Source organism: Asticcacaulis sp. SL142, assembly GCF_026625745.1.
GTDB lineage: Bacteria > Pseudomonadota > Alphaproteobacteria > Caulobacterales > Caulobacteraceae > Asticcacaulis.
Map to the genome: position 1 here is coordinate 77809 of NZ_CP113061.1, position 16130 is coordinate 93938.

Sequence of the window (16130 nt, forward strand, 5' to 3'; positions counted from 1 at the left end):
GGCGGCTTGCCACTCTATAGCGGCAAGAACCGACTCCCCCTTTGAGTATTGAGCGTAAATTTCGTGAATAAAACCAAGACCCGTCTGGAAGATCTGGCCAAAATCGCCGGAGTGTCGGTGGCGACCGTATCGCGGGCGCTCAATGACTCACCGGCGATCAACCGTGTCACTAAGCGGCGCATCTGGGACATTGCCCGCGAAAACCACTACTTTTCCGGCCATGACCTGCCGATTTCCTTAAGCGGTATTCAGGCGACCATTGCCATTGTTATTCCCCCGCCCCAGGGCCGTGACGGGCGTTTTAATGACCCGTTTTATCTGGAGTTGATCTCTGGCGTGGGGGAAGCGGCCCGTGATATGGGCTGCGATCTATTGCTGTCGCATCTGACGCCGCGTAACCAGCATGACCTGTCGAAGCTGATGCAGAATATCCGCGCCGATGGGGTGATTTTTCTGGGCCAGAGCTATTTTCACGAACGCTTCAACCAACTGGCCAAAGGGCCGCATAAGTTCATCGTCTGGGGGGCTGAACTGAACGGGCAGACCTATTGTTCGATCGGGTCCAACAATGTGCAGGGTGGGGCGCGCGCTACGGCCCATCTGGCGCGGTTGGGGCGGCGTAAAATCGTCTTTCTGGGCGATACCGATGCCCCTGAAATCAAGCAGCGCTACGATGGTTATGTGGCGGCCCTAACGGAAAATAATATCGCCTTTGATCCCCGTCTGGTCGTGCCCGCCCATTTTGATATTGCGGCGGGTGAAAGCGCCATCGCCGGTTTGCTGGCCAAGGGCATAAAGATCGATGGCGTCTTTGCCGCCTCCGATGTCATTGCGGTCGGGGCCATTAAGGGGCTGACGCGGGCGGGACTTCAGGTGCCGCACGATGTCTCGGTCGTCGGCTATGACAATATTCAGCTTTCCAGTTTTACCCATCCGGCGCTGACGACGATCTCTCAGGATCTGGGACGGGCAGGTAAGCTGATGGTCTCCAAACTGATTGGCGCCCTGTCGAATACCGAGATCCGCTCTGAGCGTTTATCCACCGAACTGGTGGTGCGTGAGTCGTGCGGCGGATAGCCCTTTTTTTTTAGCTCAAAAATGTTAGCGCAACCATCATTTCTGGCGTGAAATTTTGCATGGATTTGCATAAATTTGCATTATATTGAAAAAAATATTTCAAGGATTCTAAGGCTAAAATTCGCGCTGCAATGCAATAAATTAAACAAAATATACGATTTAAGCGCCGAAATGGGCCAAAATTGTATCCTGTTAGCCACAGGGTATGGCAAAGCGTTTCCTAAATTGTCTGTAATTTTGCAAATGCTTGCAAATTTTCGACGACCATGTAGATAAATGCCTCATGGGGCCGCAAGAGCCTCACAAAAGCTGAGAATAAAAATACAGGGACACAGATTTTCTACGGTGCCGCCGAGTGTTTCCGCCTATGTGCGGGAGGCGGTGCGTCGTCGTCTGTGTTGCGAAAAGCTTTTATAATAACAACCAGGAAGGCTCACATGTTCTATATCTCAGGCTCTGCATCCCCCCACATCCGTAAAAAAAGACTGACCGTCAGCGCCATAGCGCTGACCGTGGCCTGCGGGTTTTCCGCACCCGCCTTTGCGCAAGAGGCCGCCCCCACTACGGCCGCTGACTCTGACGTCACCGAAGTCGTCGTCACCGGCATCCGCCGGGGTATCCAGAACGCCATCGCCACCAAGAAGGGCAATGCCAATATCGTCGAAGTGGTCTCTGCCGAAGACATCGGCAAGCTGCCGGACCAGTCGATCGCCGAATCGATCGCGCGCCTGCCCGGTATTGCGGCCCAGCGCACCAATGGCCGCGCCCAGACCCTGTCGATCCGGGGCCTTGGCCCTGACTATACGGTGACCACCCTGAACGGGCGTGAGCAGGTCTCGACCAATGACAATCGCTCCGTCGAATTTGACCAGTTCCCGTCCGAACTGATCAATCAGGTGCTGATCTACAAAACCCCGAACGCCGCCATGACCACGCAAGGTATTGCCGGGACCGCCGATCTGCAAACCGTGCGCCCGCTGGCCTATGGACGCAAAGCCATCGCGCTCAATGTGCGCAAGGAGTACAACTCAGAAGACGCGGCGGTCGCGGGCCTCAGCAATGAAGGTGAGCGCTATTCGATCAACTATATCGATCAGTTCTTTGACAAGACTTTAGGTGTGGCCCTGGGCTATGCCCGCACGACCTCGCCCTATCAGGTTACGCGCCTTGAGCCGTGGGGTGATGGCGATCTGCCGACCCTGCCGAGCGGCGAGTTCATCCCCGGCGGCCAGAAAAGCGCGGTTCAGTCCTCAAACCTTGAGCGTGACGGCTATATGGCGGTGGTCGAGTGGCGGCCCAATGACCGCCTGCGCATGACCTTTGATGCCTACTATTCCGAATTCGAAGAACTGCAGCGCATCGCCCGCCTTGAATATCCGCTGTACTGGTCGTCATCGGCCCTGCAACCGGGCTATACGACCGAGGGCGGTTATGTGACCTCCGGCACCTTTACCGGCGTCAAGACGGTGGTGGAAAACTACACCAACCAGCGCCAGTCGACCGTGCAGGCCTTTGGGGTCAATACGATCTATAATCTGAACGATCAGTGGACCCTGATCGCCGATATTTCGACCCAAAAAGTCGAACGCGATGACATTATCATTGAATCGACCGCCGGCACCGGCCCTTCGGGCAGTGGCGCAACCGACACTATCGATTTCCGCAATACCGGTGAGAACAATGCCTATGTGCTGTCGGGCGTCCTCGACTATTCCGACTTCAACACCATCTTCCTGACCGATCCGGGCGGGTGGGGCGGGGTGACCAACCGCGCAGGCTTCTTCCGCGCACCGCACGTCGAAGATGAAATGGATATCATCAAGCTGGCGGTCGAGCGCACCGTTGGCGCCGGGCCGATCAATAAGGTCACCTTTGGCGTCAGCCGCAACGATCATACCAAGTCCAAGGACGACTATGCCGCCTATATGAGCTTAGGGACAGTCGCTCAACTGGTGGTGCCGGAGAAATACCGTCTGGGCACGACCGATGCGTCCTTCCTGGGCAATACATCAGGCATGATTTCCTATGACTCGCTGGCCATGTATCGCGACGGCCTGTTTACGCTGGTTCAGTCGTCAGATGCCAGTGAGTTGAAGCGCGACTGGTCGGTGTCGGAAACCATCGATGTGGTCTTCCTCAAGGGCGATATCGACACGACTTTCTTTGGCATCCCCGTCACCGGCAATGTCGGTATTCAGGTGCAGAAGGCCGAGCAGGAAGCGACCTCACTGTTCCTAAGCGACACGGAAAACCGTATCGTCACCGATGGCGACGACTATATGGAAACCTTACCGAGCCTGAACCTGAACTTTCAGGTGGCTGAGGACATGACGGTGCGGGTCGGCGCTGGCACCACACTGGCGCGGCCGCGCATGGACGACATGTCGGCGGGCACCACCTACGATGCCAAGATGAACACGGAGACACCGGTGCTGTTCAGCGGCAATGCCTATGCATGGTCCGGCAGCGGCGGCAACGCCCAGATCCGCCCGTGGAAGGCCAATGCCTTTGACGTGTCGATCGAAAAGTATTTCGGCCGCAAGGGTTATGTGTCGGCGGCCCTGTTCTATAAAGACCTGACCTCCTTTATCTATAACCGTACCGTGCTTAAGGACTATACCGGCGCGCCGCTACCCAGCAAATGCTATGAGTCCGGCTCCAACAATACAGTGCAACGTATTGATCCGGTGACCAATATCTGGGTCTGTTCGTTGGCGGATGAGTTCCGCACAGGCATCACCTCGGCTCAGGCCAATGGCGAAGGCGGCTGGATCAAGGGCGCCGAGTTCACCGTCTCCGTGCCGGGGGAAATGATCCATCCGATTCTGGATGGTTTCGGCGCCATCCTGACCGCCAGCTTCAACGATTCTGAGATCAATCCGTCGGGCAGCGCCGTTATTCCGGTGCCGGGCCTGTCTGAAAAGATCATCAACAGCACGGTCTATTACGAAAAGCATGGCTTCTCGGCACGGGTGTCGAGTCGTTATCGCGGCGACTTCACCGGCGAAGTGCCGGACTTCACCAACGCTCTGCAAAACCGGACAGTGCGTGAAGAAACCGTCGTTGATGCCCAGATGAGCTATACCTTCCAGGATGGCCCGCTTAAGGATCTGGCCATTTCGGTGTCCGGCTCCAACCTGACCAATGAGCCCTTCTACCTCTATAAGGGCAACAACGTGGTCAAGGAAGAAAAGTACGGCTCAACCTATCTGGTGGGCCTGAGCTACAAGTTCTAAAATTTCTCCCTCCTGCTCTGCGGGAGGGTGGATTTCGACAGCTTGCTGACGAAAGACGGGAGGGTATTGGTGCCGAACAAGAAATTACCCCTCCGTCTGATCGCTTCGCGCTCATCCACCTCCCCATGCAGGCATAGGGAGGAGGGAAATACATATGAAGTCTGAGGCGATTAAACGGGTAGTGATTGTCGGCGGCGGCACGGCGGGTTGGCTGTCGGCGGCCATGCTGGCGCGAGTGGTCAACCGCTCCATTGAGATTGTGCTGGTTGAGTCTGAGGAGATCGGCACGGTCGGGGTGGGGGAAGCGACCATTCCGCCGCTGGCTAATCTGTTTATCTTTCTGGGTATCCCTGAGCATGAGATGCTGGCGGCGGTTCAGGGCACCTATAAGCTGGGCATCGAATTTGTTGACTGGTACCAGAAAGGCCATCGCTACACCCATGCCTTTGGCAGTCCGGGCCGCGATCTGGGCATTGTGCCGTTTTACGAATACTGGCTGAAGGAACATCTGGCCGGACGGGGCGGATCGCTGTGGGACTATAGCCTCAATGATCTGGCCGCCCAGGCGGGCCGGTTTGCGCCATTGAAACAATTGCCAAATGCCCCGATGGCAGGCCTTACCCATGCCTGGCATTTCGATGCGGGCCTGCTGGCTCAGTATCTGCGGCGAGTGTGCGAGGCGCAAGGTGTCACGCGGCGCGAAGGGATGGTTGCCGGTGTCAATCTGCACGGTGAAGATGGCTTTATCGATAGCCTGACCCTGAGTGATGGGGCCGTAATCAATGGCGACCTGTTTATCGACTGTTCCGGTTTTCGGGGGCTGCTGATCGAGGGCGCTCTCAAGGCCGGATATGAGGAGTGGACGCATTTTTTGCCGTGCGACCGGGCGATTGCTGTGCCGTGCGCGTCAACGCAGATGCTATTGCCCTATACGCGCGCCACGGCCCATAGCGCGGGCTGGCAATGGCGCATTCCCTTGCAGCACCGTATCGGCAACGGCCATGTGTTCTCAAGTGCCTTCATGACTGAGGATGAGGCGCGGCAAATCCTGATGAATAATCTGGACGGCAAAGCCTTGGCCGACCCCCGAACCCTAAGCTTCACCACAGGCCGGCGCAAAGCCAGTTGGGTCAAAAACTGCGTCGCCTTTGGCCTGTCGTCCGGCTTTATGGAACCGCTGGAATCGACCAGTATCCATCTGGTGCAATCGGGCATGACGCGGTTCCTTAAATTCTTTCCGGATAAGGGCTTTAGTCCGCTTGAAATCGCCGAATATAACCGCTTGACCGCCCACGAATATGAACTGATCCGCGATTTTCTGGTGCTGCACTATAAGGCGACGCAGCGCGACGACAGCGATTTCTGGAACCATTGCCGCACTATGGCAATCCCCGACAGTCTGGCGCACAAGATCGACTATTTCCGAGAGCATGGCAGGTTGATTATCGAAGAGGCCGACCTGTTCCGCGACAGCAATTGGGCGCAGGTACTGATCGGGCAGGGGATTATCCCGAAATCACCGTCGCCCCTGACCCTGACGGTCAGCGACGAAAAACTGGCGGAGTACATGGCAAATATCCGCCAACTCCTCAGCGCCACAGTCGCGGGCTTGCCCGATCACGGGGCCTATGTGACGCAGAATTGCCGGGCGAAAATTGATTAAAGGCTGGATACGTATTCATGGGCCCGCAAGGTAGGCAGCCCGTGCGCCGTGTGGTTTGCTCCCTAAAACTCAGGGAGAAACCTAATGACGCTCAAAACCTTCGCCGCCTGTATCGGCGCACTGTGCCTTGCTGTTGGCGCCGAAGCTGCGCCCGCCGTTGATGTCTCAACGGTAGCGGCCCAACCCAAAGACACCGGCCTTGGGGCCGGCTGGAACAGGCGCGCGACCTTTATGGAAATCTTTGTGCGCTCCTATCAGGACAGCGACGGCGACGGTATTGGCGATTTCAACGGCCTGACCGCGCGGCTGGATTACCTAAAAGACTTGGGCGTGACCGGTATCTGGCTGATGCCCATCCATCCGTCGGCCGATAAGGATCATAACTATGCGGTCACCGATTACCGGGCCATCAACCCTGATTTTGGCACCATGGCCGATTTCGAGCGCTTTTTGAGCGAGGCCCATAAGCGCGGCATTGGCGTCATCATCGACTATGTGGTCAATCATTCAGCCAATGATAATCCGATCTTTGTGGATGCGGCGCGCTCGACCTTAAGCGCGTACCGTGACTGGTATATTTTTGCAGATACCGATCCGAAGTGGCAGGGCTTTTCCTGGGGGCCGTGGCGTCAGAATAAGGTCGGGGGCGGTTATTTCTACGGCCTGTTCGATGATCAGATGCCGGATTTCAACCTAAAAAACCCCGAAGCTTTAGGCTATCATGCCGATAATTTCCGCTTCTGGCTGAATAAGGGTGTCGATGGCTTCCGTATCGATGCCGTGACCATGCTGGTCGAAAATGGGCCCACCGCCTATATGGATCAGCCCGAAAATCTTGAGATTTTGAAACAGTTAAACGCCGTCGTGAAATCCTATGGCAACCGCTATCTGATCTGTGAGGCGTCGGAACAGCCCGCCCTTTATGCCGGTGAGGCCTGCACCAATTCGTTTGCGTTCGGCACCCAAAAAGAGATCAAGGACAGCGCCAAATCAGGCCGCCTGTCGGAAAAACTGGCCGCAGTGCTCAGCAGTGAAAAACGCCCGCTGATGCCGCTGGTGCTGCAAAGCCATGACAGTTACGTCGGCGACCGGCTGATCCATGAATTTGCCGGCAATGAGGGTGCCTACCGTGTGGCGGCGGCGATCTCTATATTGGCCTCCGATACGCCGTTTTCTTACTATGGCGAAGAAATCGGCATGGCCAATAATGGCAAGTATGATGATCCGGGCCTACGCGCGCCGATGTCGTGGGACGCCACACAGGGGCACGGCTTTACGACCGCAGCCAAACCCTATCGCCCCTATGCCGTCAATGCGGATACCCACAATGTGACGGCTCAAACCGGCGTGAAAACAAGTTTGCTGGAATATTACCGCGCGCTCTACATGGCTCGTCAACGCTATCCAGTGCTGGCCGACGGGCAGTTTAGCCTGATCTCCAAAGCCGGTGACGATCATCTGATCTTTGCCCGCGAAAAGGACGGCGTGCAGGCGCGGGTGCTGATCAACCTGACCGGCGCGCCGCAAACCCTGTCTGTGGCGGGGACGGGTGTGTGGACATCCGCGCTGGATAGCACGCAACTGACGGCGCAGGGCGGCACGGTTGTGGTCACTCTGCCGACCCACGGCGTCGCCGCCTATGTTAAGGTCTGGTGATGGCGTTGCGCCTCATGGCATCAAAGTGAGCTATAAGCCTGTAGCGCGTGCCATCATAGGTCTGACGCACTGTGGTGATGCGCTCTGGCCCGCGCCAGGTGCGCCGGTCGAGCACGAGGCAAGCCTGACCTTTTTCGATCCCCAGCCGCCGCGTCAGTTCGGCATCAGCCTCGGTCGCGCTGATCTCATTTTCCACCTGCGTCCACGGCACGGCCTCCAGCAGCCAGTGACCGGGTGACAGGCGGCTGAAATCGACGGCTTCGGCCTCCGGCACAGCGGCCAGATTGATCAATCGTTCTTCGACCGCCAGAGGCTTTCCCGATGCCAGATGAAGGCCCGTCAGGCTCAAGACCCGGCCATCCTCTCCGGCCAGTTCGCGCTCTTTTGCGGTTACGGCCGTGCGGACGCGCCGCTCAATCAGTTCAAAGCCGTAAGACTCTCCGCGCGCGGTAATGTCGATCTGGATATCGGGTATGTCGATGACGGTCGAATCGAGGCGGGGCAGCTTAACGAAGGTGCCCGCCCGCTTACGGCGCTCAATCAGTCCCGCCGCGCTCAAGGCCGACATGGCCTTATTGACCGTCATGCGTGAGCAGTTATAGACCGTCATCAACTCGTGCTCAAAAGCCACCTTTTGCCCCGGTACCAGCCGGCCGGAACGGATTTGATCCTCAAGGTCGCGCCGGATCTGGACATGCAGCGGTAGGGCGGGCTTACCAGGGTCGCTGAGGGCGGTCATGACAACAGCCTTTCCATCAGGCGGGCATAGTCATCTGTGATCGCATCACGCGCCACATGCCGTCCGTCGCTGACCCATTTGCGCCCATGCCGCCAGACGCCGTCAATCGCTCCCGTTGAGGTCGCAAAAATCAGGCTGTCGATCACTTCATGGTCCCCCTTACCCACCAGTGAGGGATGGCGGGCCTTGAGGCTGACTATATCCGCACTGTGGCCTTCGGCAAGGCCTGCGCCCGTGCCCAAAGCTTGGCCCCCGCCGGAGAGGGCGCCGGAAAACAACCGCTCGCCGGTCGAGCCACCAGACGTCGCCAAAACATTGCGCGCACGGTGGTGCAGGCGCTGCGGATATTCCAGCATCCGCAGTTCATCGACCATGCTGATCAGGACGTTGGAATCTGAGCCAATCCCGAACCGACCACCATGACTGAAATAATCCGCCGCCGGAAAAATGCCGTCGCCCAGATTGGCTTCGGTAATCGGGCACAGGCCAGCCACGGCTTTCGAACGGGCCAGTCGCAGCGTCTCATCCTCAGTCATATGGGTGGCATGGACCAGGCACCACTGAGCATCGACACTAACGTGATTAAGCAGCCATTCGACCGGACGCTGACCGCTATAGGCCACGCAGTCATCAACCTCACGCGTTTGTTCGGCAATGTGAATATGGATCGGCGCGCCTTCGGCCAAAGGGATGAGGGCGGTCAGTTCATCACCTGTCACAGCCCGCAAGGAATGGGGGGCAATGCCGACCACGGCATCCGGCAGGTGTGCGGCGTGACGCCGCGCGCCCTCAAGTAACCGTGTAAACCCGCTGATATCGTGAATGAAACGTGCCTGTCCCGCCGTCGGAAGCTGTCCGTTAAAACCCGAATGAGCATAGAAAACCGGCAGTAAGGTGAGGCCGATGCCAGTCTGATCCGCCGCGGCGCAGATCATGGCCGACATCTGGGCCGGGTCGGCAAAGGCCTGACCGCTTTGATCGTGGTGCAGGTAGTGGAACTCACCGACCCGCGTAAAGCCAGCCTCCAGCATTTCCATATAGGCCAGAGCCGCGATGGTTTGCAGTTCATCCGGCCCGATGCGCGCTTGAAGGCGGTACATCTGTTCGCGCCAGCTCCAGAAGGAATCGGCGGAAGGGCCCCGTCGTTCGGTAAGACCCGCGATCACCCGCTGAAAGGCGTGGCTGTGCAGATTGGGCATGCCGGCCAAGCCTATGGCATGGCGCTCATCCGTGGATTCGGGCATAGTGTCGGTAGTGACCGTACTGATCCGTCCGTCTTCGATAGTCAGCCGGACTTTGTGCGCCCAGCCTTCGGTGAGCCGGGCCTGTTCAAACCACAGATGTGAACGGGTCATCATATTTTCCTGAGTGGTTTTCAGTGACGTTCAAAAAAGTTTGCCAAAAAAAGTTTGCGCACCTGCACAATGGCGCTTGCCAATGGATATGTCTATACATTATCAAAAATGTCTAGACTTATTTTAGTCGTGTTTCTGTCCAAAATCCATAGGCACACACTATGCCCGATATCGTCAAATGCGATTGTTTATGGACGAATGCCCGCCTGCTTATGACGAACGGGCAGGGCGCGCTTTCGATTGTTGAGCCTGGCATTATCGCGGCCCGTGACGGGCGGATCGTCTATGCAGGGCCGGGGCATGATCATGTGCAGGCGGATAGAATAATTAATGTTGATGGGCGGCTGATTTCGCCGGGCTTGATTGATCCGCACACGCACCTTATCTATGGCGGCGATCGGGCCCATGAGTTCCGGCTGCGGCTTGAGGGGGCGTCCTACGAACAGATCTCCCGCGCGGGCGGCGGTATCGTCTCAACCATGACAGCGACCCGCGCGGCCAGTGAGGCGGGGTTGATCGCTCAGGCCCTGCCACGGCTCGATGCATTGTTGAATGAGGGGGTATCAACCCTTGAGATCAAGTCCGGATACGGCCTGACGCTGGATGACGAACTTAAGATGTTGCGGGCGGCGCGAGCCCTCGAAGGATTGCGGCCCGTGCGTATCAAAACGACGTTTCTGGGCGCGCACGCTTTGCCGCCGGAATATGCCGGTCGCGCTGACGACTATATCACTGAGGTTTGCGAGGTCATGATCCCGGCCGTGGCCGCCGAAGGGCTGGCTGATGCGGTCGACGTATTCTGCGAAGGGATCGGGTTTAGCCCCGCCCAGACCGAGCGTGTATTTCAGGCGGCGCAGGTGCAGGGTTTGCGCATCAAGCTTCATGCCGAGCAGTTGTCAAACCTGAACGGATCAGCCTTGGCGGCGCAATATGGGGCATTGTCGGCGGACCACCTTGAATATCTGGATGAGGCGGGCATCGCCGCCATGAAGGCGTCGGGCACGGTGGCGACCCTGTTACCCGGCGCGTTTTACTTTGTGCGGGAGACAAAGCTGCCGCCGATTCAGGCCCTGCGCGACGCCCGTGTGCCTATGGCGCTGGCGACCGACAATAATCCCGGCACATCGCCGCTGACGTCGCTTTTGCTGGTCATGAATATGGCCGCGACCCTGTTTCGGATGACGGTTGATGAGTGCCTGCTGGGGGTGACGCTCAATGCCGCCCGCGCCTTGGGCCTTCACGCAGAAACCGGCAGTCTTGAGGCTGGTAAGGTCTGTGATCTGGCGATCTGGGATGTCGCACGGCCTGAAGAGCTGGTTTATCGCATCGGGTTCAACCCGCTTTTCGCGCGCGTTTTCAATGGAGTACATTATGAGTGATCTGGTTCTGACGGCGGGCGCGGTATCATTAGCTGAGTGGCGGGCCATCTATCGCGGGGCGACGTTCCGGCTGGATGCGGAGTGTCTGCCCAAGGTCGCGGAAAGTGCCGCTGCCGTTAGCCGCATCCTCTCAAAAGGTGAGCCAGTCTACGGCATCAATACCGGCTTTGGTAAGCTGGCCTCGACGCGCATTGACGACGCGGACCTTGCGACCTTGCAGCGTAATATCATCCTCAGCCATGCCGCTGGTGTTGGTGCGCCGTCGCCCAAATCGGTGGTGCGCCTGATGATGGCGCTCAAGCTGGTCAGTCTGGCGCAGGGCGCATCCGGCATCCGGCCTGAGACGCTGGAGCTGATGCAGGCCATGCTCGATCACGATCTGATCCCGATTGTGCCGTGTCAAGGCAGCGTTGGGGCTTCGGGCGATCTGGCGCCATTGTCGCACATGGCGGCCGCCATGATCGGGGTGGGGGATATTGATGCCTCCGGTGTCATCATGCCCGCGATGGAGGCTCTGACCTCAGCCGGTCTGTCGCCGCTCACGCCCGGCCCAAAAGAAGGTCTGGCCTTGCTTAATGGCACGCAGTTTTCGACCGCCAATGCCCTGGCGGGACTGTTTGAAGCCGAAGTATTGATGCAGACGGCGCTGGTGACGGGCGCATTGTCGACCGAAGCGGCCAAGGGCTCGGACGCGCCGTTTGATCCACGCATCCATAATCTGCGCCGCCATAAGGGTCAGATCGATACAGCGGCGTCTTTGCGCGAGTTAATGAACGGGTCGGCCATCCGCGCCTCCCACCTCAAGGGCGATGAGCGTGTGCAGGACCCGTACTGCCTGCGCTGCCAGCCACAGGTGATGGGGGCGATTTTGGATATCCTGCGTCAGGCGGCGGAGACGCTTTTGACCGAAGCCAATGGCGTGTCAGATAATCCGCTGATCTTTATCGGGGTGGGGGGGGAGGAAGACGAGGCCCTGTCCGGTGGCAATTTCCATGCTGAGCCGGTCGCCTTTGCCGCCGACATGATCGCTATGGCCGTCTGTGAAATCGGATCTCTGTCGGAACGGCGCATTGCCATGCTGGTCGATCCGGCGCTATCGGGATTACCCGCGTTTCTAACGCCGCGTCCGGGCCTCAATTCCGGCTTTATGATCCCGCAGGTGACCGCGGCGGCGTTGGTGTCGGAAAACAAGCAGCGCGCCTATCCGGCCTCGGTTGATTCTATACCGACCTCAGCCAATCAGGAAGACCATGTCTCCATGGCCGCCCACGGGGCGCGCCGATTGATGGAGATGTGCGAAAACGCTTTTGCGGTAATTGGGATTGAGCTCCTGGCGGCGGCGCAAGGGGTTGATTTTCACGCCCCGCTGACTTCATCGGACGCGCTTGAGCGGGTGCGCGAACTGACCCGTCGGGCGGTGCCGTCGCTGGATCACGACCGCCATTTCCATCCTGACATGCAAAAGGCAATCACCCTGGTGCGCTCCGGCGCGATTGCCGCAGTGGCCGAACTTAAACTGCCGGATGTCGCGGCATGAGTGGCCTTGAAATCCATCGGGGCGACGCCCCCTTGATTGTCGCGTTTCCGCATACAGGCACGGACATTCCGCCGGATATCGAAGCGCGCCTGATTGATCCGTGGCGGGCGCGCAAGGATTGCGACTGGTGGATTGATCAGTTGTACGCCTTTGTGCGCGATATGGGGGCGACCACCGTCCGCACCACGATGTCGCGCACGGTGATAGACGTAAATCGTGACCCGTCCGGCGCCTCGCTCTATCCGGGGCAGGCGACGACAGAGCTGTGCACAACCACCACCTTTGATGGTGAGCCTCTGTATCGGCACGGCTGGGCACCGGATGAAACCGAAATCAGCCATCGCCGTACCGTTTGGTTTGATCCCTATCATGCTGCCCTTGAGGCCGAGATCGCGCGTCTGAAAGCCGTCCATGACACTGTCGTGCTCTATGACGCCCATTCGATCCGCTCAAACGTGCCGCGCCTGTTTGACGGCGAACTGCCGCAGTTCAATATCGGCACCAATAACGACACAACTTGCGATCCGGCTTTAAGCGAAGCGGTAAAAAGCGTTTGTGAACAGAGCAGTTTTAGCCATGTCCTGAATGGTCGGTTCAAGGGTGGATGGACCACCCGCCACTATGGTCAGCCCCTTATTGGGGTGCACGCTATCCAGATGGAATTGGCCTGTCGCGGCTATATGGATGAGTCGTCAACAGTTGATTTTGATAATTGGCCCACGCCCTTTGACGCAGACCGCGCCCGCGCTGTGCAAACCCAACTTTCACATATCATCGCCGCCGTTCTGGTGTTCGCTGCCCGTAACTAAAGGAGCATAAAATGAATCCGCACCCTACATTTCCGGGCAATGTCCGAGTCATCAAACCCGCCACCGGCACGCAACTGTCCGCCAAAAGCTGGCTGACCGAAGCGCCCTTGCGGATGCTGATGAACAACCTGCATCCCGATGTCGCCGAACGCCCCGAAGATCTGGTGGTTTACGGCGGGATCGGCCGCGCCGCCCGCGATTGGGACAGCTTTGACAAGATCGTTGAGACCCTGCGCCGTCTGGAAAATGACCAGACCCTGCTGGTGCAATCCGGCAAACCGGTCGGCGTGTTCCAGACCCACGCCAATGCGCCACGGGTGCTGATCGCCAACTCCAATCTGGTACCGAAATGGGCGAACTGGGAACACTTCAACGAACTCGATAAAAAGGGTTTGATGATGTACGGCCAGATGACGGCCGGATCGTGGATCTATATCGGCACGCAAGGCATTGTGCAGGGCACCTATGAGACCTTTGTTGAGATGGGCCGTCAGCATTATAACGGATCTCTAGCGGGCAAGTGGCTGCTGACCGCAGGGCTGGGCGGCATGGGTGGGGCCCAGCCTCTGGCGGCGGTCATGGCCGGCGCGTCGTGTCTGGCCATTGAGTGTCAGGCGTCGCGCATCGATATGCGCCTGCGCACCGGCTATCTGGATCGCTCGACTGAGTCGATTGATGAGGCGTTGGCGTGGATCGAAGAGTCGTGCGCGGCCAAGACCCCGATTTCGGTCGGCTTGCTCGGCAACGCTGCCGACATTTTGCCGGAATTATTTAAGCGTGGGGTGCGGCCTGATCTGCTGACCGATCAGACCTCGGCTCATGACCCGATCAATGGCTATTTGCCGTCGGGCTGGAGCGTCGATCAGTGGCAAACCGTGCGTGAAACCGATCCGGAATCGGTCGCCAAGGCGGCTAAGGCATCGATGGCTCAGCACGTTCGTGCCATGCTCGATTTCGCTAAGGCCGGAGTGCCGACCACCGATTACGGCAACAATATCCGTCAGGTCGCCAAGGACGAAGGTGTAGAGAATGCCTTTGATTTTCCTGGCTTTGTCCCCGCCTATATCCGGCCGCTGTTCTGCCGCGGGGTCGGGCCGTTCCGTTGGGTGGCCCTGTCGGGTGATCCCGAAGACATCTATAAGACCGATGCCAAGGTCAAGGAATTGCTGCCCGACAACGCACACCTGCATAACTGGCTGGATATGGCGCGCGAGAAGATTAAGTTTCAGGGCCTGCCCGCGCGGATTTGCTGGGTCGGTCTGGGCGACCGTCACCGTCTGGGGCTGGCCTTCAATGAGATGGTCAAAAGCGGTGAACTCAAGGCACCAATCGTCATTGGCCGCGACCACCTCGATTCAGGGTCGGTCGCGTCGCCTAACCGTGAGACTGAGGCCATGAAGGATGGATCGGATGCCGTATCCGACTGGCCGCTGCTCAATGCGCTTTTGAATACGGCGTCCGGGGCGACCTGGGTATCTCTGCACCACGGTGGCGGGGTCGGTATGGGCTATTCACAACATTCGGGCATGGTCATTGTGGCTGACGGCACCGATGATGCGGCTCAGCGTCTGGGGCGTGTGCTGTGGAACGACCCGGCCACCGGCGTCATGCGCCATGCCGATGCCGGATACGATATTGCCCTTGATTGCGCCCGCGAAAAGGGGTTGGATCTGCCCGGAATTTTGGGGTGATCCGCTTTCTGCCCGCCAGCGCGCGCGTGTCTCAGCCGTGGAAAAACGGCGGCGGGTTCACGCGTGAGATCATCGTGTCGCCGCCCGGTGCATCCATGACCGATTTCGACTGGCGCATCAGCATGGCCACGGTCGATGTCGCGGGGCCGTTTTCGGCCTTTGCGGGCATCGACCGGCATTTGACGGTGCTGGAAGGGCATTTACGCCTGACGGTGCACGGTAACATGCATCCGTTATCAGCGGGGCAGGGGCTGGCCTTTGCCGGTGATGTTCCGGCACAAGGTGAGCCGCTAGGCGGGCCGGTTACCGACCTGAACATCATGACTCGGCGCGGGCGATTTAAGGCCACGGTTACGGTTGTGGCACCGCAGGCGAGACTTTTGCCTTTTGTGGGGGCGACGGTTTTGCTGGCCTGCGCGCCCACGGTCGTGTGTAGTCATAAGCTTAAGGTCTATGACGCGTTGTGGCTGGATGAGTGGCCGACCGACGATTTGATGAACGGCGCGGGTGAGCTGATCCGCATCGATATACTGAGCGTCTGAAATAACTATGTTTAGTCTCGAATAAGGGCCGCAGATTTCGATCTGCGGCCCTTTTTTGTGTCCGTTTCACAGAACCCATCATGAGCGAGTTGAGTCATTTAGCCTCTGGGTTGAGCCGCGATGACGTCACGGTTCCGCATTATGAAAAAAATACGACGATGAGTTTCACTTATATGTAATTAATTGTTGCGATGCGTGACAATTACAGTTCACGCATTTGTAAATATATGAAATAATAGGTTATTGCGAAAGGCGATCAATGTCGTAGTGAATTGAAAATAAATAATTTAATTTGCGCAACCTATACATAATAAAGAATATTTGTTGCGACGGAAACGGCTTCGCAGGTGCGTAAAAAGAGTTGACGATATCTGAATGTCGTTGTGAATATGTCTAGACATAATTTCTCGCGCTGTCTGATCCGGCGATCAGGTCGCGGCTGTGAG

General features: G+C 58.0%; 11 protein-coding genes. 9 read left to right on the forward strand and 2 right to left on the reverse strand.

All coding sequences use genetic code 11. The features are described from left to right. Positions 1-63: 63 nt before the first annotated feature. The 4 genes from OVA03_RS00270 to OVA03_RS00285 all read left to right on the forward strand — a co-directional run bounded on the left by OVA03_RS00270 (position 64) and on the right by OVA03_RS00285 (position 7632). Positions 64-1077: a LacI family DNA-binding transcriptional regulator gene (locus OVA03_RS00270; RefSeq protein WP_267526252.1), complete on the forward strand. Its 1014-nt coding sequence runs from the start codon at positions 64-66 to the stop codon at positions 1075-1077. 437 nt (positions 1078-1514) lie between these two features. Continuing rightward, positions 1515-4313: a TonB-dependent receptor gene (locus tag OVA03_RS00275; protein WP_267526253.1), complete on the forward strand. Its 2799-nt coding sequence runs from the start codon at positions 1515-1517 to the stop codon at positions 4311-4313. A gap of 154 nt (positions 4314-4467) precedes the next feature. After that, positions 4468-5976, forward strand: a complete 1509-nt coding sequence (locus tag OVA03_RS00280; protein ID WP_267526254.1) for a tryptophan halogenase family protein — start codon at positions 4468-4470, stop codon at positions 5974-5976. A gap of 84 nt (positions 5977-6060) precedes the next feature. Further along, positions 6061-7632, forward strand: coding sequence for an alpha-amylase family glycosyl hydrolase (locus OVA03_RS00285; protein ID WP_267526255.1), 1572 nt, complete (start codon positions 6061-6063; stop codon positions 7630-7632). Here OVA03_RS00285 and hutC read toward each other — a convergent pair. Both hutC and OVA03_RS00295 read right to left on the reverse strand, forming a co-directional pair. After that, entirely contained in the window at positions 7619-8371 is a 753-nt protein-coding gene (hutC, locus tag OVA03_RS00290) for a histidine utilization repressor (protein WP_267526256.1), read from the reverse strand. The genes OVA03_RS00285 and hutC overlap by 14 nt on opposite strands. Continuing rightward, the gene (locus OVA03_RS00295) at positions 8368-9729 is read right to left on the reverse strand and encodes a formimidoylglutamate deiminase (RefSeq protein ID WP_267526257.1); all 1362 of its coding nucleotides are present in this window, start codon (positions 9727-9729) and stop codon (positions 8368-8370) included. Before OVA03_RS00295 ends, hutC begins: the two co-directional genes overlap by 4 nt. 158 nt (positions 9730-9887) lie before the next feature. Between OVA03_RS00295 and hutI the strand changes: the two genes are divergently transcribed. Genes hutI through OVA03_RS00320 form a run of 5 tightly spaced genes read left to right on the forward strand, consistent with a single transcriptional unit; the run spans position 9888 to position 15684 of the window. Then, positions 9888-11105 (forward strand): imidazolonepropionase, encoded by a 1218-nt coding sequence (gene hutI, locus OVA03_RS00300; RefSeq protein WP_267526258.1) that lies wholly within the window; start codon positions 9888-9890, stop codon positions 11103-11105. Continuing rightward, positions 11086-12642, forward strand: a complete 1557-nt coding sequence (gene hutH, locus OVA03_RS00305; protein ID WP_267527749.1) for a histidine ammonia-lyase — start codon at positions 11086-11088, stop codon at positions 12640-12642. Before hutI ends, hutH begins: the two co-directional genes overlap by 20 nt. After that, a complete protein-coding gene (gene hutG, locus OVA03_RS00310; RefSeq protein ID WP_267526259.1) occupies positions 12639-13451 on the forward strand; it encodes an N-formylglutamate deformylase in 813 nt (270 codons plus the stop codon). Before hutH ends, hutG begins: the two co-directional genes overlap by 4 nt. Before the next feature lie 11 nt (positions 13452-13462). Then, positions 13463-15142 (forward strand): urocanate hydratase, encoded by a 1680-nt coding sequence (gene hutU / locus OVA03_RS00315; RefSeq protein WP_267526260.1) that lies wholly within the window; start codon positions 13463-13465, stop codon positions 15140-15142. Next, entirely contained in the window at positions 15139-15684 is a 546-nt protein-coding gene (locus tag OVA03_RS00320; RefSeq protein ID WP_267526261.1) for a HutD family protein, read from the forward strand. The genes hutU and OVA03_RS00320 overlap by 4 nt, the downstream gene beginning before the upstream one ends. Positions 15685-16130 lie beyond the last annotated feature (446 nt).